Source organism: Mucilaginibacter lappiensis, from assembly GCF_900155965.1.
GTDB classification, from domain to species: Bacteria; Bacteroidota; Bacteroidia; order Sphingobacteriales; family Sphingobacteriaceae; genus Mucilaginibacter; species Mucilaginibacter lappiensis.
This window is the reverse complement of the sequence record NZ_FTMG01000003.1, coordinates 463,498-486,544: the sequence shown is the minus strand read 5'-3', so window position 1 is coordinate 486,544 and position 23,047 is coordinate 463,498. Positions and strand designations below refer to the sequence as shown.

Sequence of the window (23,047 nt, the reverse complement as noted above, 5' to 3'; positions counted from 1 at the left end):
CCCTTTATCATTAATAATATGCTAAAAGCTTTCCCCAATGAGCGTCAGCTTGATATAATGGATTGTGGACCGGCCTGCTTAAAGATTATAGCCAAGCATTATGGTAAGTTTTACAGTTTGCAATATCTGCGGGATAAATGTGGTATTACAAGAGAAGGAGTGTCAATTCTGGACCTTAGCCATGCCGCTGAACAAATTGGTCTGCGCACCCTTTCTGTAAAGGCAGACATCAATTTACTGCAACGTGTGCCCCTGCCCTGTATCATACATTGGGATGATAGTCATTTTATTGTGGTATACAAAACCACATCAAAAAACATTTTTGTTTCTGACCCGGCAAAAGGGCTTTTAAAATATGCTCATCAGCAATTTATCAATGGATGGTATAAAGCAAATGAGCAATTAGGCGTAGTACTTGCCATTGAACCCCAGGCTGATTTTAAACAACGGGAAGCTGACGAGAAATTAGAAAGAGGAAAAACGTTACAGAATATTCTCGGTTATTTCCGTCCTTACAAAAAAAGCCTGATTACACTTTTTTCGGTCATGCTGCTAGTTACGGTGCTTCAAGGTTTTTTACCTTTTATTTCAAAAGCAGTTATTGACGTTGGTATTCAAACACATGATATAAATTTTATCAATTTGGTTTTAATAGCCAATGTGGCCATTGTCGTCAGCGTAATGCTTTGTAATGTTGTCAGAGACTGGATTTTGATGCATATAACCTCAAGATTAAATATTGCTCTGATATCAGATTACCTGATAAAAATAATGAAACTGCCTATTTCATTTTTTGAAACAAAATCGACCGGAGATATTTTGCAGCGGGCCAATGACCATGAACGCATCAGGAGTTTTATCATGAATAACTCCATAAACCTCATCTTTTCTTTGCTCACATTCGGGATTTTCGCTGCTATTTTACTCGTCTATAATACTGCAATATTTTTTATATTTCTAATTGGGAGTATTCTATATGTCGGCTGGGTCTTTTTATTCCTTAATATAAGGAAAAAATTGGATTGGGAATACTTTGAATTGAACAGTAAGAATCAAAGCTATTGGGTCGAGACTATAGAAGGCATTCAGGATATAAAGATCAATAATTATGAGAAGAGTAAACGCTGGAAATGGGAAAATATACAAGCGCGGCTTTATAAGGTAAATTCGTCCGTTTTATCGATTAATAATTTCCAAACCCAGGGTGCTCAGTTTATCGATAATTTAAAAAACCTTCTGATTACTTTTTATTGTGCAAAAGCAGTGATAAATGGGGAGATCACATTTGGTGTGATGATATCAACACAATTTATTATTGGCATGCTCACTGCTCCTGTTATGCAATTTATTCAATTTATTATATCTGCACAATTTGCCAAAATAAGTTTCTTAAGACTAAATGAAATTCATCAATTGAAAGATGAAGATGAAGGGACCGGGGATAATAATATTGATTACCCGGAAGATAAAAGTTTGATTTTAAAAAATGTTTCTTTCCAATATGCTCCCAATGGATCGATGATATTAAAAAATATTCATTTAAAAATTCCTAGCGGGAAAGTGACCGCAATTGTTGGTGATAGTGGTGGCGGGAAATCTACATTACTTAAACTATTACTTAGATTATACAAGCCCAGCTTCGGAGAAATTATGATGGGTAATATGAATATCAACAATATCAGTCTGAAACAATGGCGGGATAACTGTGGGGCGGTAATGCAGGATGGGAAAATATTTAATGATACGATCATCAACAATATTGTATTAGGTGATGAAAAAATAAATCACGAAAGATTAAAAAATGCTATTGTGACAGCAAATATTGCGCAGGAGATTGAACAGCTTCCCTTGGGCTATCAGACAAAGATGGGCGAGCAGGGCAGAGGATTGAGTGGAGGACAGAAGCAGCGGGTTTTAATAGCAAGAGCATTATATAAAAACCCGGATTATCTATTCTTTGATGAGGCAACAAATGCGCTTGACAGTATCAATGAACAAAAAATAGTGAGTGCCCTTGAAAATATTTTTAAAAATAAAACAGTGATAGTAGTAGCCCATAGGCTCAGCACTATTCGTAAAGCCGACCAGATTATAGTTTTACGGAACGGCATGATTGTAGAGTTAGGCGATCATGATACATTATTGAAAAATGAAAACGGACATTATCATCAGTTGGTAAAAACCCAAATGGGAGAAAATATGTATGCCTGATACTTCAATAGATAAAACACTAAACAGCGAACGTACAGAAGAAGTGACAGCTATTATTGAACGCATGCCTACTCGATTTGGTTTTTACGTTCTTCTGATTGTTTTGGGTTTAACATGCTTATTGTTTGCATTTGGCTTTTTGATAAAATATCCCGAAGTACTTTCTGGACAAGTTACGGTTACAACACGTCAGGCACCTATACGTTTAACTTCACCCGGTTCCGGGCGCATACAATTATTGCATGACAATGATGGAACAATAAATGCAGATGAATATATCGCGGTATTGCATAATGCGGCAGACACAAAAGATGTGATATTGATAGATAAATTGTTAAAAAAAATAGAAATTCATGCTCCTGATTATAATGCATATCGTCATTTTTTCCCAGAGAATGTCTCATTGGGTGAAATGAGTAATGTTTATTATACCTTTTTAAATAACTTATACCAGTACCTTGACTATTACCACGAAAAGCTTTTTGATAAACAAAAAGATATCTTGAAAAAACTTACGGTAAGTCAAAGACAATCCTACAATGAATTATGTGAAGAATATGCACGGTTAAAAAATAAATATGATCTCGCGCTCAAGTCATATAAAAGAGATTCGATTTTGTTTGGAGAAAAAGTAACCACAATTGCAGAGTTTGAGAAATCCAAAATGTCTTTAATAAACAGTGAACAAGAGTTTAAATCCTTAAATGTTCAATTGTCAAATAATCGATATGGTATTGAAGATGCAGACAATAAAATTCAGCAGCTTGTTATTCAGCGATTCGAAAAGGATAGGCAACTACAGGTTGATTTATTAAATTCTTATTATGAGATACGGGAAAGTATACGTCAATGGGAACATAAATATGTTTTTATCTCTCCTGTTAATGGAAAAATAGAATTCTTGAGTTTTTGGAAAAATGGGGATTACATACAAACCGGACAAGAAATCTTTTCTGTCATACCAAAAGGGAGTAGTATAATAGGACAAATGCTCTTACCTAACCAAGGGGCTGGTAAAGTGCATGTAGGGCAAGAGGTTATTGTAAAATTGGATGATTATCCATACGAAGAATATGGATCAATTCATGGGGTTGTGAGACGTATATCTGCCGTCACAAATAAACAGACTCCTCCGCTAAACAGTCTGCAACAGATGAATACGTATATGGTAACGCTTGAATTTCCTAACGGGTTGAAAACAAATTATGGATCAATTCTGAATTTTCACTTTGAAGCAAAGGGAACAGCCGAAATTATCACTCATAAAAAGAAGTTAATTGAACGGTTATTTGGAAACCTTAAATATAATGTAAAATAATGCCATACAGGAATGTTAAGGATACCCCGGTTTAGGTAGGGCAAAGAGATTGGATAGCGGTAAAGGGATCTTTTAAAGTAGAGGCTAAGTGAAGTATGGAGATTGTAGTGAACGATAGAAAATGGAGAGAAGGGGGATTTGACAACTTGAAATACGTTGTAAGTAATTAGCTACAACATTATTAAGTTTATGTGAGGCGCTTAACCCTGCATGTTATATTAATTAATTTTGACCGTTTTTCTTTGTGCTTTCATACTGAAGCGACTTTTTGAAGCGGTTTTGAAGGTGAGATTACTTTTTACAGCAATAAGTAACCTGTTTCTCGCACTAGTATTGGAAAGCTGGCTTAAATTATTTTCACTGACTTAATTGATCATTAAACCGCCGACATGGTTAGAAGATTGGCGTTGATAGAATTATTTATTATAGCATGATACAACGTTTGGTTTTTTTACCATGAATTTTCATAGTGTAATGGCCCAATTATCGATAGAGACTTCGGGTTGTTCCTGTAAAAGCGGTCAAAGTAAAAGGGAGTATTGGTTGAATGGGAAAAGAATTTTAATTTGCGGTTATAGCCGATTCGATCCCGTCATCAAGGACTCTCTATTTTCGGAATATGCTATTCGCAATTGTCGCTTTAAACACCCGATAACTTCCTTTGGGGCGACGGAAGAAGCCAAAATAATCGATGATAAAAATTAGATTATTCTGATACACTATGTGCGATTACCAAGCCTGGACACCACCTTTACTTCGCGTCCCGTGGCTTTGTATGAGGACACCATTTATGCCGATCAAACGCATTATTATACCAAATCCGATGTAGACCATGCGTTTAAAACTAATAGTGAAAAAATATAACCGTTGTCGAAAAGGAATATACACGTTATAACACATTGAGCGGTACAGAGCAAAGGCAAGGTGCTGAACAGATGATGGGTTTGTTGTTCGAGGTAGCTTTAAGCAAGAATACCATAACCTTGGAACGACTCAAATATTTCAAAGAAGATTTTCAGACTATCAGTGCGGCCGATCAAGAAATACTGAGCCGATATTTGACCTTATTGTATAAATTATCGAAACCCACATTTACCATTACACGGCTTCCGGTACCCCAAAAATAGACGGCTTTAAATAGATACGGCGTGGTTTAACCGAAAGCGTGTAAAAACATCGCTGTCATGAAATGGCAATTGCAAGATGATTGGTATAGACAAAATATAACCCGCTTGTTGCCCTGCGCCCGCTGAAGGTGTGATGGCGTCTACGACACTTACGAAAATAAAGCTGAGTATACGAACTCCTAATTTAAAATACATCGAAATCTGAGCATGGGATACATGACTGAGCAGAAAAAAATCGCTGACCCGATATTAATATTTCTTTAGGCATCATCTCGATCAAGAATTTTTGCAAAACCGCCTATTTCAACCAATTCATCAACAAAACGGTGCGGATTTTGCACCGTTATCCACCCCAAGCGCCTTTCATGAAAATGAAAGGCGCTTTTTGTTTGTGGTAGTCTGAAGACTACATGCATAGTCGTTCGAAGTTACAAACTTCGAACAGCGGGGCAGAAACAGATTTTTAGTTACATTTTTGGGATTACGATCAGACTCTATGCATGGGTACTGATCGTTTGGATCCGTTAAAAGCCCTGAGAAGTTTAACTTTCTAACAAAGCAAAAAAGACTTTATAGCAAAGCTAAGGAGTATGAATGCAGCTAACTTTGTTTAAAGTCTGGCATCAGGATCTTTCCTGATTAAACCAGTCATTAGCAATGTTATACGACAAGTATCAACTCTATGAAAAAACAGGACGAATGGACAATAGCGGATATCACTCCGCAAATGGGAAAGTATGCCGTTGTTACCGGGGCCTCCGGTGGGCTCGGTTTTGAAATGTCTCTTCAATTGGCAAAGGCAGGTGCTGAAGTCGTTCTGGCAGCCCGGGATCAGTTCAAAGGCGAAGAAGCAATTAAACGTATTTTACAGGAAGTTCCAGGGGCTAAACTTCATTTTGAAAAACTTGACCTGGCAAGTTTGTCTTCAGTGAAGGATTTTACAGACAGGTTAATTGAATATGGTAAACAAATCAGCATTCTGATCAATAATGCCGGCGTTAGTTATGCGGAAAGACAAGTTACCAGCGACGGATTCGAAGCGGACCTTGGAATAAATCACTTGGGGCACTTTGCATTAACAGGCCGTTTGCTGCCTTTACTCAAAGGCGGGGCGCGTGTAGTGGTGGTGACCAGTGGGGCTAATAGAAGAGGGAAGATTAATTTTGATGACCTTCAAAGTGAAAAGAAATTTACATCAATTGGTACTTATGCTCAGTCTAAACTGGCCAATTTGATGTTCGCCATTGAATTGCAACGGAGGAGTGCGGAATATGGCTATGGGTTGCAAGTCATTGCTGCGCATCCGGGCTATGCCCGGACAGAACTGGTCAAAAACAGTTCCGAAAAAATAGCACTTCTTGCACGTCTGGCAATAACCATTCTTAGTTGGTTGGGCCAGTCTGCGGCAGAAGGCGCATGGCCGGCGTTGTTCGCGGCAACCTCACCTAAAGCTTTGGCAGGGGGATATTATGGTCCGGGCGGTTTTGCTCATTTGAGTGGGCCTGTAACAGAAGCGACAATTCCAGACAATGCACAGGATACACAGGTGTCACATAAGTTATGGCAGGTGTCAGAAGAGTTGACTAAGGTAAAATGGCCAATATCTTCCATTTAAAAGCATCTTTTGAATGATCGCGGATACGGAAATGGGTAAAGCCTTAATATATCAGCAATCAGATTAGCAATCAGAATAAGAAAACAATCAAAGCTTACCTAGAAAAATCGCTGCATAACTTTCTTTCCTTTTGGAAGATATTTCTTAGTTTTAAATATGGAACTTCCTACTTTACAGCACTTCGATGGTTTGAAACACAACAAAAATTGGGCGAACGAAGACTTCATACCCGAGCACATATTTGGCTATCAGATCTTTGGATCGACTATAATTGACGATGGGAAAAAGGTATATGAAATCAATGAAGGAACATATTTTTTCAGTAATCGCAACAGTCTGGCCAAAGGGACAAAAAAGTTTTCCCCAACAGAAGGGTATAGTTCAATTTGCATTTGTCTGAGTCAAAAGTTTTTGAAAACCTTTAGCATGACCTGTTTACCGGCAGATGGGCCGGTCCCCGGCAAAGACATGGTCATTGTTTTTCCTGAAACGACATTGTTAACCAACTATTTTCAGTCACTCACACCTTACATTAACAGATCGGAAGAAGATTTTAAAGATTTGATTGATGCAAAGCTAAGGGAAGCAACTCTCATTCTGTTAAAACTCCATCCTGAAATGCGCACAAGGCTTTTCGATTTTGGGAACCCCGGAAAGATTGATTTGAAATCTTATATGGAATCAAACTTTAGATTTAATCTCAGTGTGGAGCGTTTTTCTTACCTCACCGGAAGGAGTCTTTCGAGCTTTAAAAAGGATTTTGAGGAACAGTTTCATGATACTCCAAGCAAATGGCTGGTCAGACGGAGGCTGAAAGAAGCTTACATGCTGATCAAAAGAAACGTAATGCGACCTTCCGAGGTTTATCTCAAAGTTGGCTTTGAGAATTTGTCTCACTTTTCACATGCTTTCAAAAAAGTTTACGGAGTATCACCTTCGGGGATCGTCGAGAGGGTTTCTGGCCCTTGATTTTCAAATATGACGGAATGACATTTATTTTTTATTTGCCTTGAATGTAAACCGGGTCGAAATTAGTATCATAAACGTCGTCAAATCTGTGCTATTTTCTGTAAATCCGCTATAAATTGGTTCGAAACTAGACCCATGATTGCCCCATTAATTTGAAAGCAGTCTGAAATGACTGCTTTTTTTGTTTATAACGGCGACTAATAAGTGATTGTAATTTAAATCAGGCGGGGTTCGATGTTTTTGGTAATAAGACTATGGTTTTATATGAAAAATGTAATTTCAGGTAACCAGTGCTGTTTTGGGAATTCAAGCTCTGCCATGTTTCGTTTTACCAACTGATACCTCAAAATGCTTTTTAGAATTTTTGAGGTATCAATCAATAGTTTCGGTTCAACTTTTTGAAATATAAATTTATTTTTATTTAGATAGAAAAATAATACCATATATCCTGCTGTTTACCCTCCAAAATATTCTGCAGAGTTATTTTCTGTTTCATACAGCCTCACGGAGTGTAGAAAAACACCTTTATTGATTTCTATTGGCGTTTTTAGCTGGTTAAATATCTCCATACAAAGCAGTTCTGTTGTAGCCATTTTTCCTTGCATAAAATCAACGTCCAGGTTCAGGTTCTTGTGGTCGAGCTTTTCAATCGCATTTTCCTGTATAATCGCTTTAAGCTGTTTCAGGTCGATCAGGTAACCATTTGTATAACTAACTTCCCCCTTAACGGTTACAAAAAGATTGTAGTTATGACCGTGCCAATTGGGGTTGGCACATTTACCAAATATTTCTTCATTCTTCTCTGCGCTCCATTCTTCGCGGTACATTCTGTGCGCTGCATTAAATGTTTCCCTGCGCGTAATATGTATGATCATTAATAGCTTTCCTGTTTTAAACAAGAAAGCGGGCACTGAAGCCCGCTTTCCTATAATTAAATTACGCTTTCTGTACTGATCTGCTCTCGTGCTTGTTTGGCGGCGGCCACCATGTTTTCCAAGGCAGCTTTTGTTTCCGGCCATTTACGTGTTTTCAAACCGCAATCCGGATTTACCCATAAGTGTCTGGCCGGTAGCAGGTCAGCTGCTTTAGCCAAAAGAGATACCATTTCTTCGGTGCTTGGCACACGTGGTGAATGGATATCATACACACCGGGGCCAATTTCATTCGGATATTCAAAATGAGCAAATGCCTGTAGCAACTCCATTTGTGAGCGTGATGTTTCGATAGTGATCACATCAGCATCCATGGCGGCAATATGTTCAATGATATCATTAAATTCACTATAGCACATATGGGTATGGATCTGCGTGCGGTCCTGAACACCACCTGCCGTAATTCTGAATGCACCCACTGCCCAATCTAAATAATGTGGACGCTTGGCTTTCCGCAATGGCAAACCTTCACGGATGGCAGCCTCATCTATTTGAACTATGCCGATACCGGCCTGCTCCAGGGCTACTACTTCATCGCGAATAGCAAAAGCGATCTGGTTGGTAGTCACCTCACGTGGCTGATCGTCGCGTACAAATGACCATTGCAAAATAGTTACAGGACCGGTTAACATTCCTTTCATTTGCTTTTGGGTTTGTGCAGCAGCAAATTTGCTCCAACGTACCGTCATATCTTCCGGACGACTTACGTCACCATAAATAACCGGTGGTTTTACGCAACGGCTGCCATAGCTTTGTACCCAACCATTTTTGGTAAATAGAAACCCTTCCAGTTGTTCGCCAAAGTATTCCACCATGTCATTACGCTCAAATTCGCCATGTACCAATACATCGAGGCCTATTTCTTCCTGCCAGCGGATCGCGTCGATAGTGGCTTGTTCGATAGCTTGTTCGTACTGTTCAAGGGTTAGCTCGCCTTTTTTGAATTTAGCGCGTAACTGACGGATATCATCTGTTTGCGGGAACGAACCGATGGTAGTAGTTGGGAATGATGGCAAATTAAAGCGCTCATGCTGTAATTGCTGCCGTACCAGGAAAGCACTCTGACGGGAGCCATCAGCTTCGGTGATCCCCGCAACACGATCCTTCACCGCCTGCTTGTGCACCTTCTGTGATAAACGTCTGCCTTCAATTGCTTTTTTGTTGGCTTCCAACAAATCGCTATTTCCTTCGACTATCTGTTTTAATTCACTTACCTCATTCAATTTTTGCTTAGCAAATGCCATCCAGTTTTTAATTTCCGAATCAATAGCAATTTCTCCGTCAAGATCAATAGGGCTATGCAGCAGTGAACATGACGGAGCAATAATCACTCTGTCTGTTCCTAGTTTTTCAATCGCCTTATTGATCAGATTCAATGATTTTTCGTAATCGTTCTTCCAAACGTTACGTCCGTCAACTACACCCAACGAAAGTTGAAGATGGTCAGGGATCAGCGCAAGTACTTCATCCAGTTGCTCCGGAGCGCGAACCAGGTCAATGTGCAATGCCTTGATAGGAAGGTTTACGGCTAATTCTGTATTATCCAATAACGCTTCAAAATATGTAGCTACTAAAAGCTTAACGCCACTCACCCGGTTGGCAATATAGCGGTACGCAAAGTCAAATGCTTCTTTCTCCTTTTTTGTGAGATCAAGTGCGAGACAAGGCTCATCCAATTGAACCCACTCAGTACCCTGTTGTTTCAGACGGTTGATGATCTCTACATAAACCGGTACGAGCTTTTTAATTAGGTCTATGCGTTCAAATCCCTGCTCTTTCTCTTTGCCCAGCAGCAAATAACTTACCGGACCAACCAGCACTGGTTTGGCTTTTTGCCCGAGCAGTTGTTTGGCGCTGTTGTACTCACCAAATACGTTTTCATGAAAAATACGGAACTCCTGACCAGCTGTAAATTCCGGTACTATATAGTGATAATTGGTATCCAGCCATTTGGTCATTTCCATAGCTGTAATATCCAGACCATCTTTCTGATAGCCACGAGCCATCGCAAAGTAAAGGTCAATTTCGCTATTAGCTTTAACTTGTGACAGCACCGGTGAGTAACGTTGAGGGATAACACCCAGCATCAAACTTGTGTCCAATACCTGATCATAAAAGCTAAAATCGTTACAGGGGATAAGATCGATACCAGCATCAAGCTGGGTTTGCCAGTTGTCTTCCTTAATCTTACGGGCAACCTCTTTCAATTCTTTCTGGTCGATCTTGCCTGCCCAATATTGTTCGCAGGCTTTTTTAAGTTGTCTTTGGCTACCGATTCGCGGATAGCCCAGGTTTTGAGTTAGCATTTCTTTAAAAGATTTAATTAGAAAATGTTAAAAAGCGTTTTTGACAAACTTTACAATGCTTCTCGAAAAAATAGGGCGTACTGAGGGTGTGCAGGCAAACAGATTGTGAGCCAGTAAAACCATCAGATGAAACCATTTGCTTTATTTCGCGAAAGCATTGTCCTTCCAGAACAGGCAGGTATCCTGACTTATAACATTTCAGCCGTCCTTCCCAATCGTCGGTTGGCGATCAGTGGACATTGCTGGCTAAAACTTTTTGTGTTATTTACAGTTGCGCGACAGCCCGTGATTTACACACGGTTCCCTTTTAATTCCCCGTCGGCTGACGGGAAAACCTTTTCCGGTTGATAAAGTAAAGAAAAGAACTATTGTTTATGATCCAGCCTTACAATAGGGCTAAATTCTGAACAAATCTACCAAGAAAGATTTAATCACTGCATTAATGAATTTATTTCAGCATAAAAATCTAAATTTGCCAATTATTAAAGTATATAACACTTTGCGCAGGTCATAATTATTACGATAAAAGAAATTTATTCTATGGAAGACTTAGGTGAGACAGATATCCAGCTATTAAAGTTATTGGGGGAGGATTCCGAGGTAACTATAAAAGAATTAGCAGCTAGGGTGAACCTTTCTCCCTCGCCGGTTTTTGAACGGGTGAAAAGATTGAAGACAAATGGTTATATCAAAAAATATATCGCGTTGATTGATGCCGAAAAGCTCAATTATGGATTAATTGTTTTTTGCAATATCAAGCTTAAACAACATGATAAAAGTATAGGATATCAATTTGTAACTGATATCCTGGCGTTGAAAGAAGTTGTTGAATGCTATAATATCTCCGGAGATTTTGATTTTTTGCTGAAAGTTTATGCGAAGGACATGAAGCATTACCAGGATTTTGTATTTAACAAATTAGGATCAGTAACCAGTATTGGAAGCACGCATAGCACGTTTGTTATGTCCGAGAATAAAAACTCCTATAATATTAATCTTTAGTCTGTTAATCCAACAGGGAAATGCTAAAAACCACGAGCACGGTTTTGGCACCGTGCTCGCAAATATATCAGGCAGTATACTTTGGGCTTATATCACCATCAGATCTACAAATTCATTAACCGGGGTATTTACCAGCGTTTGATAATCCAATGCAATATTTAAAATGTTTCGCTGCTGCTTTTCGGCAAATACTCTGGCCAGGTTAATCTTAAATTTATTCAGCAATTCCGGTATGCCTTCTTCGCGCCTGCGTTTGTGCCCGATAGGGTATTCAACCACTACTTCGTCCAATATCCTGCCGTCATTCAATTCTATGGTTAAGGCATTGGCAATGGAGCGCTTTTCCGGGTCGTGATAATCTTTAGTGAACTGCGGGTCTTCCACACAAGTCATTTTATCCCGCAGTACATCAATCCGTGTATCGGCAGCAATGTTATCTTCATAATCAGCAGCCGTTAATCTTCCATAGATCAAAGGAACAGCAATCATATATTGGATACAATGATCCCTGTCGGCGGGATTGTTTAATGCTCCCTTTTTATCAATAATGCGTATAGCTGCTTCGTGGGTACGGATGATTATTTTCTTGATGTGGTTCGTTGCTATACCGGCATCTTTTAGCTTAGCATGTAAAGTCATTGCGGCTTCTACCGCGGTTTGCGAGTGAAATTCGGCAGGGAATGAAATTTTAAACAATACATGTTCCATGACATAAGAACCATAATCACGCTGGAACTTAAATTCGTTCCCTTTGAACGAAACATCATAGAACCCCCATGTTTTGGCCGTAAGTACAGAAGGATATCCCATTTCGCCAGTTTTGGCAATCAAGGCCAATCGTACAGCTCTTGAAGTAGCATCGCCAGCAGCCCATGATTTACGGCTGCCTGTATTAGGAGAGTGGCGATAGGTACGCAATGCCTGTCCATCAACAAAAGCCAATGATACCGCATTAATTAACTCGTCGCGGGTAAGGCCGATCAGTTTTCCGACTACGGCAACAGAGGCTACTTTTACTAAAAATACGTGATCGAGCCCTACTTTGTTAAATGAGTTTTCTAATGCCAGTACCCCCTGGATCTCGTGCGCTTTAATCATGGCCTCCAGCACATCTTTCATTAACAATGCAGGTTTTCCACTGGCAACAGCTGTTCTGGAAAGCCAATCGGCTGTAGCCAAAATACCACCCAGGTTATCCGATGGATGCCCCCATTCTGCAGCTAACCAAGTATCATTAAAATCCAACCAACGGATAATCGCACCTATATTAAAAGCAGCCTGCACAGGATCAAGCTGAAATGGTGTTCCCGGAACTTTTGCGCCATTAGGCACTATGGTGCCTGGTATAATAGGACCTAATAATTTGGTACAGGCAGGATAGGTTAAGGCTTCCAAACCGCACCCTAAAGTATCCAGCAGGCAATACTGGGCCGTTTTCCAGGCCAGGTCATTTTTAATTTCGTAGTTTAATACATAGTCCACAATGTCTGTTAGCACTTTGTCTGGTTGTGGTCTTTCGTTTGATATATGGGATGACATTATTATTTCAGGTTTTTTGATTATATTATTTAAACTTTCCCTCTGGGATTAATTCCCTTTTTCAGGAGAAAAGTGGGTTTACATGGTTTACACTTTTTATGGTTAACATCGATGTATTTAATTGATTATCAATTTTTTAGTATAAAATACGGCAAATTTATGTAAACCATCTTAATCTGCAAATATTGGCAATATTTGCAGATTATTAGCCTAATTGCTTATCTGATTATTTAAGCTTCTCTACCAGGATTAATTTCTTTTTTCCAGCGGAACAAACTCTTTATTCTCGGGTCCAATGTAATTAGCACTTGGGCGGATGATCTTTCCGTCTTGTCGTTGTTCGATGATATGCGCGCTCCATCCGGTGACCCGTGATACCACAAAAAGAGGGGTAAACATCAAAGTGGGTACCCCCATTAAGTGGTAAGATACCGCAGAGAACCAATCCAGGTTAGGAAACATTTTCTTTTCATCCCACATCAGGGTTTCCAGGCGATCTGCAATGTCATATAGCAACATATCGCCAGATTCTTCCGAAAGTTCTTTTGCAACCTTTTTGATCACCACATTTCTCGGATCGGAGATAGTGTAAACCGGATGCCCGAAACCGATGATCACCTCTTTGTTGGCTAAGCGTTTACGAATGTCCTCTTCTGCATCATCCGGAGAATTATAACGGCTTTGGATATCATAGGCCACCTCATTGGCGCCTCCGTGTTTAGGCCCCCTCAACGCGCCAATGGCTCCGGTAACAGCCGAATAAATATCAGAACCGGTTCCCGCGATTACCCTGCTGGTGAAGGTGGACGCGTTGAATTCATGCTCTGCATATAAGTTCAAAGAGATCTGCATCGCCCGTTCCCAGGATGCTGATGGTTTCTTCCCGTGCAACAGGTGAAGGAAATGTGCGCCAACGGTGTCGTCGTCGGTCTCTACTTCAATGATCCTGCCGTTATGGGCATAATGATACCAGTATAATAATGCCGAACTGAAACATGCCAATAACTTATCTGCAATATCCCGGGCACCTGAAGCATTATGGTCGTCTTTTTCGGGCTGGATACTCCCGAGCACTGAAACCGTAGTGCGCATCACATCCATAGGGTGCGCCGCCGCGGGTATCTGCTGAAGAATGTTTTTTACGGCATTGGGTAAGCCGCGTAATGATTTCAATTTTGTTTTATAATTGACCAGCTGTGACTTGCTGGGCAGCGAGCCATAAATAAGTAAATAGGCTACTTCTTCAAATTCTGCTTTCTCGGCCAAATCAAGAATATTGTAGCCCCGGTAATGCAGGTCATTGCCGCTTTTCCCCACACTGCATAAGGCCGTATTTCCGGCAATAACCCCGGAAAGTGCCACACTTTTTTTAGGTTTGAAGGTACTTTCGGTATTAGTTTCCATTTGGGTTCTTCTTAAAAAGATCGTCTAATTTTTGTTCATAATCGTGATAGCTGATGCTTTTATATAGCTCATCACGGGTTTGCATCGTATCCAAAATGTTTTTCTGCGTACCGTCTTTACGGATATGATTATATACGTTTTGGGCAGCCTTATTGGCCGCACGGAATGCCGACAGCGGGTAAAGAATCAATTCAACACCCGCCTGGGCAAGTTCTTCAACAGTGTACATCGGTATCATGCCAAACTCCGTAATATTAGCCAAAACGGGGATCCCCGTTGCTTCTACAAACTTCCGGTAATAGCTTAGGTCTGGAACGGCTTCGGCAAAAATAAAATCAGCGCCTGCTTCTTTATAAGCCACTGCCCGTTCCAGCGTTTTTTCTAATCCTTCACTGGCAAAAGCATCTGTCCTGGCACCAATCACAAACTGCTCATCCGTTCTGGCATCCACCGCTGCTTTTAAACGATCGGCCATTTCATCTTTGCTTACCAATTCTTTACCCGGACGGTGACCGCAGCGCTTGGCGCCTACCTGATCTTCGATATGAAGCGCGGCCGCACCGGCTTTAATTAAGGATTTTACGGTACGGGCAATATTAAAAGCAGAGGGGCCAAAGCCGGTGTCCACATCTACCAACAGCGGCAGGTCGCATACATTGGTGATTCGTTGAATATCGATCAGTACATCCTCCAGGGTTGTAATACCCAGATCCGGGATTCCTAATGACCCGGCAGCCACTCCGCCGCCCGATAGATAGATGGCGTTAAAACCTGCCTGTTGTGCCAATAAAGCATGATTGGCATTAATAGCACCCACAATTTGTAGTGGTTTCTCATTTCGCTGGGCCTCACGGAACTTTTGACCCGGAGATTTAAGGTTATTTGTTTGCATGGTAAATTGGTCGAAAAATGATCTCTTCTTTAAAAATTCTTCCTAATACAGTACCCGGTAAAAGAAAGTATCCAGCATGAGAGATAAATAAACATCTGTCAAACTAAATACTTCAAGTGCAAAAGCATTGTCCAATCGGAATAGGCAAATCTACTGGTTTATAACAGTTTTATAGCCCCCCTGTTCTGGTGGTAGAACAAAATTTTCTGTTAATTTAAAATTAGTAATGCCTTTTTCGGTTGATGGTATATGTAAAGAACGGTAGGCAAGTTAGAAAATAAATTTTAACAAATATGCTACTTACTTACCCTTGCAGATATCCCTGTATAAAACGTACACCTATAAGCAACCCACACCAATAACCCATAGTATGATCTTAAGAGGGGCGGTTTAACAAGGTAATCAGTCAACCTGATCAGCTTTTTCCATCTATAAATTTTTTAAAATCGATTTATAAGTTATATTAGCCTTTAAAGAATAGCATGATATAGAACCTTGAACGATACTGAATTAATCACCTTACTTAGATCAGGAGATCGGGGAGCTTATACCGAAATTTATCGTCGCTATAAAGGCATCTTACTTATACATGCTTATAAAAAGCTTGGAGATTTTGAAGAGGCGAAAGATATAGTACAGGAAACCTTCTCTTTTTTATGGAAAGACCGAGATGAAATCCCTGATACAAAGAATCTCGCCGGGTTTTTGTATACCGTTGTTCGTAATAAAATATTAAATTACATTGAACATAAAAAGGTTGAATCGAAATATGCTTCTTCGTTTATACAATTTATTGCAGACGAAAATCATTTAACCGACTTTTTAATACGGGAAAAAGAGCTGGTAGCTCTTATAGATAAAGAGATTAATGCTCTTCCTGAAAAAATGAAGGAAGTTTTTGTTTTAAGCAGAAAAGGGAACCTTTCCCATAAAGAAATTGCGGATAAATTAAATATTTCTGTTTTTACCGTAAAAAATCATATCAAAAGCGCCTTGAAAACGCTACGGCCTAAGTTTGAACTGTTAATTATGGTTAGTATTTTGTTGAATTTATACTAAATGTTAAATTTTTATTAAATCCACTAGCCCCTGGGTGGGGATATAACTGTCTTACAGTTATATTTTACACCAATAGGGAATGAATATCGAGGATTTTAAAAAATTATTACACCGATACAACGCCGGAAAATGTACTGAAGCTGAAAAAACCTTGCTTGAATCCTGGTACAGCGAATTTGAATTCCAAAAATTGCCCGAACTGACTAATGATCAATTAGCCGAGATACTTTCTATTCAAACAGCCTTACCTCAACGAAAAATCAAATCCTTGATCCCCTGGATTTCTTCGGCAGCTGCTGTTTTATTACTTTGTTTATCAGTAGGGGGCTATTTTTTATGGCATAAACACTACTTACCACAGGCTGCAGAAAAATATACGTATAATGTTCCGCCAGGAAGTGATAAAGCGATTTTAACGCTTGCAAATGGAAAAAAGATGGTTCTGTCGGCCAATCAGGTTGGGAAGTTGGCAGAGCAAGGTGGCGTAGCCGTGGACAGAACAGCAGATGGAAAAGTGCTTTACACCGCTTCTGAAAAACAAGACCCAACGGTTGCTATGTTATACAACACGCTCAGTACACCGCGGGGTGGTCAATACAGTTTGGTACTGGCTGATGGCACCAAAGTTTGGCTTAACGCGGCTTCTTCCATAAAATACCCTGTAGCTTTTAATGGCGACGAAAGGAAAGTTGAAATTACCGGCGAAGCTTATTTCGAAGTAGTGCACAACGCTGCTAAACCCTTTAGAATTGTAGCCGGAAATCAGGTTATCGAAGATTTAGGCACACAGTTTAATGTAAATAGTTATGTTGATGAACCGCTTACCAAAGTAACTCTGATTGCAGGAAGTGTTAAGATCAGTGGAAATAAAGAAAACATCATCCTCAAACCGGGTCAGCAGTCACAATTTCCAAGTCAGCCAACAAGCCAGGGTTTCAGAATTACAGATAATGCCGATGTGGCGGAGGCCGTAGCCTGGAAAAATGGATTGTTTAAATTTCATAAAGCCAGTTTACAGACTGTGATGCGCCAACTTTCCAGATGGTATAATGTAAATGTGAATTATGAGGGCAAGATACCTGACGTTGAATTTTCTGGTGAAATTACCAGGAATGTTAATATGTCGGAAGTGCTTGACATATTAAGTTATTTAAAGGTGCACTTCAAAATGAAACAGAATAACCAGGATACAACCATAACGGTTACAGAATGATCAATTAATTTATTAAAAACTAAAAAACAGATTATGGAAAAATAACTACCCAAACCTCCTAAAAGGTGATCAAAAAAAACGCAGAAGTGTTAGAGCACTCCTGCGCAATATTTGGATTAACCCTCCCTTACGGGAAAAAGAATTGTTTCGCTATTCCATGTATTAACCCAAACTAAACAAATGTAATGAATTTTTATTCGTTTATTCTTGCTGTGCCGAAGGCATGGTATTTTCGCAAATTTTTAAAAGTTATGAAATTAACCACCTTCATGATGGTTATTACCCTTCTTCAGACGAGCGCCAAGGGATTCAGCCAGATCAACCTGCGGGAAATCAATACCCCGCTCGAAAAGGTCCTGAGATTGGTCAGTGACCAATCGGGTTATCATTTTTTTTATAATGAAAAGGAACTGGCAGATAAAACTATCAGTATCCGTTTAAAAGACGCTACTATTGAAAAGGCTTTACATGACTGCTTCGATAAATTTTCCCTCACCTTTAAAGTTATTGGTAAAAATATTATAGTCACATCCAATACTCCTTTAGTCCAGGATGAGCTAATTACGGTGAAGGGTACAGTGCTTTTGCGACGGCAAAATGGTAAAGATGAGAAAAGTACGGGCGTAACCATCACAGAAAAAGGTTTAAATAACGGAACCCAAACCGATGGTAACGGACAGTTTACACTCCGGGTACACAAGGGGGCCAAACTGCTGTTTTCGATGCTGGGTTATAAGCGGTTAGAAATAGAGGTTTCGACAGAAAATCCAGTACTGTATGTCAGGCTGGAAGAAGATGCTGCCAGCTTAAAAGAGGTAGTAGTAACAGGATATCAAACGCTTGATAAAAATAAATTTACTGGTGCCGCGGCCAGGTTAAAGGCTGAGGATATAAAAATGAACGGTACAACTGATGTGAGCCGTTTGCTGGAGGGTAAAGTGGCGGGTGTTTCCGTGCAAAACGTATCAGGTACATTCGGGTCGGCTCCTAAAATCAGGATCAGAGGGGTTACTTCACTTACCGGAGCCAATAAACCTTTATGGGTTGTAGATGGCGTTGTGCTGGAGGATGTAATCAATGTTACCAATGATCAACTATCCAGTGGTGATGCTTCTACGCTTCTCGGTTCATCTGTTGCCGGTTTAAACGTTAACGATATTGATGATATTTATATTTTAAAGGACGTGGCAGCAGCCTCGCTGTATGGCGCCAGGGCCATGAACGGGGTAGTGGTTATTAATACCAAAAAAGGCAAGGCAGGCCCTCTGCAGGTAAGCTATACTGGTAACTTTAGCTCTTCGTTGCGCCCTAGTTACAGCAACTTTAACATTATGAACTCGGCCGAACAGATGAGCGTTTACTCAGAAATGTATGGAAAAGGGTTGCTCAATGTAGGTGATATCGGCAATAATCCTGATCGGGGTATTTATGGCAAAATGTATGATGCGTTACAGTATGATCCTGCCACAAAAACCTTTGGTTTATTAAATACCCCCGATGCCCGCAACGCTTTTTTAAAACGTTATGCAGAAGCCAATACCAATTGGTTCAAGGTGCTGTTCCGTAATTCTTTAGTGCAAGAGCACGCGCTCAGTTTTTCGGGCGGCTCTGATAAGGCGCAATCCTATACCTCCGTAAGTTTTTTAAATGACAACGGATGGACCATAGCCGATAGGGTAAAGCGGTACACGGTTAACTCGCAAAATAATTACACCATTTCAGATAAGGTTAAAGTGGGCATCATAACCACGGCGTCATTAAGGCAACAGGATGCACCTGGCACAATTAACCGTGCATCTGATCCGGTTTTTGGTCAGTTAACCCGAAGCTTTGATATTAATCCATATAATTTCGCATTAACTACCAGCCGGGCTATCACCCCATACGATAGCCAGGGGAACCTGGAGTATTTTACACGCAATTACGCCCCTTTTAATATTATTAATGAATTGCAGAACAACAAGATCAGGCTTACTGCTTTGGATGTTAAACTGCAAACCAATTTGTCATATCAGATAAGCAAATATTTAAGATATGATCTTTTAGGAGCGTTCAGATACGTAAAAACTACCCAGGAAAACCTGGTAAATGAAAACTCTAATCAGGCCAATGCCTACCGGGCTTATATCAACCCAACTATAGCCCAGGGTAATAGTTTTCTATATAGAGATCCCGATTTTCCTAATAATGAGCCTGTTGTGGTATTGCCGTCAGGCGGTCTTTATAACCGTACAGAAAATTCATTATCAAGTTATGATGTAAGGAATCATTTATCCTATGTCAGAGATTTGGGAAAGAGTAACATTAATATCCTGTTAGGTCAGGAAATAAAATATGCCGAACGACAAAATGCCTTTAACAATGGCTATGGCTATCAGTATGATTATGGAGGCACTGTTTTGGTGGACTCACGCATTATTAAGAAAGGGACCGAGCAAAATGATCCATATTTTGGCATGAGCTATACCTATGATCGTTTTGCATCGTATTATTCAAATATAAATTACACCTATAATGACCGTTACACGCTAACCGGTTCGATACGGTACGACGGTTCCAACCAGTTTGGAATAGGAAGTAACTTGCACTGGCTGCCTACCTGGAGCTTGAGCGGTGCCTGGAATATAGATAAGGAAGACTTTATGCAAAATGTATCCAGCATCAGTCTCCTTAAATTACGGGCAAGTTATGGCTTGTCTGCTGCTCCGGGAGTGGCAACAAATTCTTCGGTTGTTTTGCAAACTCAGAATACACTCAGACAATATACTTCGGATATTGAATCGGGTATTTATATCAAAGATCTCCAAAACTCCGATCTTACCTTCGAAAAACAATATTCGGGCAATATTGGTGTAGATGCCAGCTTTTTTAACGGAAGGCTTACGCTTACCGCCGATGTGTATCGCAAGAGGGGATTTGACCTTATCGGGTTCATCCGTACAAGTGGGATAGGTGGCCAGGAAATAAAACAGGGAAACTATGGCAACCTTAGCTCGCATGGGTATGAGTTTACCATTGGTGGCGATATTATTAAGCAGAAAAAATGGGGATGGAAATCAACTTTTATATTTAGCTACAACACCAATAAAATAACAAATTATAAAAATACCCCTATTATTTTTGATCAACTGGCACCTGCAGGGGCTAATCAGTTAGGCTACCCGGTAAGCTCCCTGTTCTCACTTGATTTTAAGGGGCTCGATCACTACACCGGTATCCCGAAGTTTGTGAACGAAGCCGGACAAACAGGCTACGCTGTTAATTTACAATCAAACGTAACTAAGTACCTGAAATACGAAGGCCCGGTTGATCCGCCTTATACGGGTGGTTTTACCAATAACTTCCGCTACGGCCCTGTTTCGTTAACAGTACAGCTCACCTACCAGGCGGGTAATAAAATACGGTTAAACCCCGCATTTAAATCCAAGTACAGCGATCTGGATGCTTTTCCAAGAGAATTTAACAACAGATGGGAAGTGCCTGGCGATGAAACAAAAACCAATGTACCATCTATACTTGATGCCGAAACTTATTACACTGTAAATCAGGATGCGCACCCTTATAATAATTATAATTTTTCATCAGCAAGGGTAGCAAATGGCGGTTTTGTCAGGGTAAAATATGTGGCTTTCACCTACCAGCTTCCTGTTGATTTTGCCAAACGGATAGGCATGAGTAACGCTTCGGTTACCGCCTCGGGTACAAACCTGTGGCTGCTTTTTGCTGATAAAAATCTTTACGGACAGGATCCTGAATTTTTTAACGCCGGCGGGGTAGCACAGCCATTGCAAAAACAATTGGTACTTTCTTTAAAAGTTGGATTTTAAAAAGACACATCAAACATTATGAAATTAGTTTTAAAACAATATATAACAGCTCATAGAACCGCCGCTGCTGCGTTATCAAAAGCAAGTGGCAATATGTCGATGAGAAGTTTGCCTGTGCTCATTGTTGCATTGGTAAGCACCATGATATTAGCATCATGTAATAAATACCTGGATAAACAACCCGATAACCGTACCACATTGGATAACCCAACCAAAGTGTCGCAGTTACTTACCTCTGCATATCCTGCAGCTGACTACATCAGTTTTTGCGAATCGCTGTCTGATAATAGCGGCGACAGAGGCTATGCCACCCAGGGTTCACTTGATCCGCTTATAAATGAAAATGCCTACAAGTACATTGATTATCCTTCAAATATTTCAGGATCATCAGATAATTACTGGTTGGGGTGTTATAATGCGATAGCTGCTGCTAACCAGGCGCTAGAAGCCTGTAATAAAGCGGCAAACCCGCTGCCCTATCAAGCCTATAAAGGCGAGGCTCTGCTGGCCCGGGCTTACGCGCATTTTATGCTGGTATCGCTTTATGCCAAAACTTATAACCCTGCTACTGCGGCTACCGACCCGGGAATACCTTATGTAACGGAGCCAGAAACCCAATTACTTAAAAAATATGATCGTAAAACGGTAGCCTATGTTTACGACATGATTGAGAAGGATATACTGGCAGGTATACCATTACTGGACGATAATGCTTACCAGGTACCAGCTTTCCGGTTTACAACAACGGCAGCCCATGCCTTTGCCGCCAGGTTTTACCTGTTTAAACAACAGTATGATAAAGTGGTTCAGCAAGCAGACCTGGCTTTTCCGGGTAGTACGACCATTAATTATTTAAGGCCCTGGAACACAGTTTACAAACCTATTACCGACCTGGATTTTCGGGCCATATACACAAAATCAACCCAAAAGGCAAACCTGTTGCTGGCTACTACAGGCTCTACCTGGGCCAGGGATTGGACTGGTTTCAGGTATGGTCTTAACGCAAATATCAGAATTGCAATTGTTAAAATACCAGGAATTGTAAATGGCTCCCTGGCTGTAGATATAAGAAGTTATGGAGCATCCGGACAAATGAAAGGGCTTAATAAATTCTTGGAAAACTTTATCTATGTACAAGGCAGTACCCAAATAGGTAACGCCTATATATATATTCCTTTATTGAGCAGCGGCGAGGTTTTATTTAACAGGGCCGAGGCTTTGGTTATGCAAGGTAATTATGACGCAGCCGTTAGCAGTCTGAATACTTATTTAAGTACAATTATTAATAATTATAACCCTGGTACTAATAATCTTACCATAGCAAAAGCCCTGGCATATTATAATACAAGTTCTACCAAAGATGCCTTGATCAACACCATTCTTGACTTAAAAAGATATGAATATGTAGATGAAGGAATGCGCTGGTTTGATATTTTGAGATACCACCTGCCGGTAACACATACTATACTTGATAATTCGGGCAATGTAGTAGAACACTACGACCTTAAAGCTGACGACCCGCGCAAGGTAATGCAAATTCCGCAAACCTCGCAGAGTCAGGCCGGTCTTGCACCTAACCCGCGTTAATGTTAGGTAATAGGAGTAATCTAATGATGACGCTTAGAACATTAAA

At 40.2% G+C, this 23,047-nt stretch carries 14 protein-coding genes and 1 riboswitch; of the genes, 9 read left to right on the top strand and 5 right to left on the bottom strand.

Annotated elements, in window-relative coordinates:
* Positions 1-18: 18 nt before the first annotated feature.
* From BW976_RS09335 to BW976_RS09310, 4 genes are all read left to right on the top strand, one after another.
* Positions 19-2,211, top strand: coding sequence for a peptidase domain-containing ABC transporter (locus BW976_RS09335; protein ID WP_076372699.1), 2,193 nt, complete (start codon positions 19-21; stop codon positions 2,209-2,211).
* Positions 2,204-3,529: an HlyD family secretion protein gene (locus BW976_RS09330; RefSeq protein ID WP_076372697.1), complete on the top strand. Its 1,326-nt coding sequence runs from the start codon at positions 2,204-2,206 to the stop codon at positions 3,527-3,529. The genes BW976_RS09335 and BW976_RS09330 overlap by 8 nt, the downstream gene beginning before the upstream one ends.
* A 1,809-nt stretch (positions 3,530-5,338) precedes the next feature.
* Positions 5,339-6,271 carry an SDR family oxidoreductase gene (locus tag BW976_RS09315; protein WP_076372691.1) on the top strand — a complete coding sequence of 311 codons (933 nt, stop codon included), beginning with the start codon at positions 5,339-5,341 and terminating at the stop codon, positions 6,269-6,271.
* Positions 6,272-6,427: 156 nt separating this feature from the next.
* On the top strand, positions 6,428-7,240 hold the full coding sequence (locus BW976_RS09310) for a helix-turn-helix domain-containing protein (RefSeq protein WP_076372689.1): 813 nt from the start codon (positions 6,428-6,430) through the stop codon (positions 7,238-7,240).
* A gap of 455 nt (positions 7,241-7,695) precedes the next feature.
* On the opposite strand, the gene BW976_RS09300 is transcribed toward BW976_RS09310, so the two are convergent.
* Positions 7,696-8,112, bottom strand: a complete 417-nt coding sequence (locus tag BW976_RS09300; protein ID WP_076372846.1) for a 6-pyruvoyl trahydropterin synthase family protein — start codon at positions 8,110-8,112, stop codon at positions 7,696-7,698.
* Between the two features lie 59 nt (positions 8,113-8,171).
* A complete protein-coding gene (metE, locus tag BW976_RS09295) occupies positions 8,172-10,478 on the bottom strand; it encodes a 5-methyltetrahydropteroyltriglutamate--homocysteine S-methyltransferase (protein WP_076372685.1) in 2,307 nt (768 codons plus the stop codon).
* Between the two features lie 156 nt (positions 10,479-10,634).
* Positions 10,635-10,832: riboswitch (cobalamin riboswitch) on the bottom strand.
* A 186-nt stretch (positions 10,833-11,018) separates the two neighbouring features.
* Between metE and BW976_RS09290 the strand changes: the two genes are divergently transcribed.
* Positions 11,019-11,480, top strand: coding sequence for an Lrp/AsnC family transcriptional regulator (locus BW976_RS09290; RefSeq protein ID WP_076372683.1), 462 nt, complete (start codon positions 11,019-11,021; stop codon positions 11,478-11,480).
* A gap of 87 nt (positions 11,481-11,567) precedes the next feature.
* On the opposite strand, the gene BW976_RS09285 is transcribed toward BW976_RS09290, so the two are convergent.
* The 3 genes from BW976_RS09285 to prpB form a co-directional block, all read right to left on the bottom strand.
* Complete coding sequence (locus BW976_RS09285; RefSeq protein WP_076372681.1) at positions 11,568-13,019, bottom strand: bifunctional 2-methylcitrate dehydratase/aconitate hydratase; 1,452 nt, start codon at positions 13,017-13,019, stop codon at positions 11,568-11,570.
* Between the two features lie 249 nt (positions 13,020-13,268).
* A complete protein-coding gene (gene prpC, locus BW976_RS09280) occupies positions 13,269-14,423 on the bottom strand; it encodes a bifunctional 2-methylcitrate synthase/citrate synthase (protein WP_076372679.1) in 1,155 nt (384 codons plus the stop codon).
* Positions 14,413-15,315, bottom strand: coding sequence for a methylisocitrate lyase (prpB, locus tag BW976_RS09275; protein ID WP_076372677.1), 903 nt, complete (start codon positions 15,313-15,315; stop codon positions 14,413-14,415). Before prpB ends, prpC begins: the two co-directional genes overlap by 11 nt.
* 495 nt (positions 15,316-15,810) lie before the next feature.
* Between prpB and BW976_RS09270 the strand changes: the two genes are divergently transcribed.
* The 4 genes from BW976_RS09270 (at position 15,811) to BW976_RS09255 (ending at position 23,001) form a co-directional block, all read left to right on the top strand.
* Positions 15,811-16,374 carry an RNA polymerase sigma factor gene (locus BW976_RS09270; protein ID WP_076372675.1) on the top strand — a complete coding sequence of 188 codons (564 nt, stop codon included), beginning with the start codon at positions 15,811-15,813 and terminating at the stop codon, positions 16,372-16,374.
* A 79-nt stretch (positions 16,375-16,453) separates the two neighbouring features.
* A complete protein-coding gene (locus BW976_RS09265) occupies positions 16,454-17,587 on the top strand; it encodes a FecR family protein (protein WP_076372673.1) in 1,134 nt (377 codons plus the stop codon).
* Positions 17,588-17,838: 251 nt separating this feature from the next.
* Positions 17,839-21,414: a SusC/RagA family TonB-linked outer membrane protein gene (locus tag BW976_RS09260; protein ID WP_076372844.1), complete on the top strand. Its 3,576-nt coding sequence runs from the start codon at positions 17,839-17,841 to the stop codon at positions 21,412-21,414.
* An 18-nt stretch (positions 21,415-21,432) separates the two neighbouring features.
* Entirely contained in the window at positions 21,433-23,001 is a 1,569-nt protein-coding gene (locus BW976_RS09255) for a RagB/SusD family nutrient uptake outer membrane protein (protein WP_217696225.1), read from the top strand.
* Positions 23,002-23,047 lie beyond the last annotated feature (46 nt).

Excerpts from the sequence above, each read along its gene's own strand:
- BW976_RS09315 (WP_076372691.1), top strand. The coding sequence starts at position 5,339 with ATGAAAAAACAGGACGAATGGACAATAGCGGATATCACTCCGCAAATG.
- BW976_RS09285 (WP_076372681.1), bottom strand. The coding sequence starts at position 13,019 with ATGTCATCCCATATATCAAACGAAAGACCACAACCAGACAAAGTGCTA.
- BW976_RS09265 (WP_076372673.1), top strand. The coding sequence starts at position 16,454 with ATGAATATCGAGGATTTTAAAAAATTATTACACCGATACAACGCCGGA.
- BW976_RS09255 (WP_217696225.1), top strand. The coding sequence starts at position 21,433 with ATGAAATTAGTTTTAAAACAATATATAACAGCTCATAGAACCGCCGCT.
- BW976_RS09290 (WP_076372683.1), top strand. The coding sequence starts at position 11,019 with ATGGAAGACTTAGGTGAGACAGATATCCAGCTATTAAAGTTATTGGGG.
- BW976_RS09335 (WP_076372699.1), top strand. The coding sequence starts at position 19 with ATGCTAAAAGCTTTCCCCAATGAGCGTCAGCTTGATATAATGGATTGT.
- prpC (WP_076372679.1), bottom strand. The coding sequence starts at position 14,423 with ATGGAAACTAATACCGAAAGTACCTTCAAACCTAAAAAAAGTGTGGCA.
- BW976_RS09330 (WP_076372697.1), top strand. The coding sequence starts at position 2,204 with ATGCCTGATACTTCAATAGATAAAACACTAAACAGCGAACGTACAGAA.
- metE (WP_076372685.1), bottom strand. The coding sequence starts at position 10,478 with ATGCTAACTCAAAACCTGGGCTATCCGCGAATCGGTAGCCAAAGACAA.
- prpB (WP_076372677.1), bottom strand. The coding sequence starts at position 15,315 with ATGCAAACAAATAACCTTAAATCTCCGGGTCAAAAGTTCCGTGAGGCC.
- BW976_RS09310 (WP_076372689.1), top strand. The coding sequence starts at position 6,428 with ATGGAACTTCCTACTTTACAGCACTTCGATGGTTTGAAACACAACAAA.
- BW976_RS09260 (WP_076372844.1), top strand. The coding sequence starts at position 17,839 with ATGAAATTAACCACCTTCATGATGGTTATTACCCTTCTTCAGACGAGC.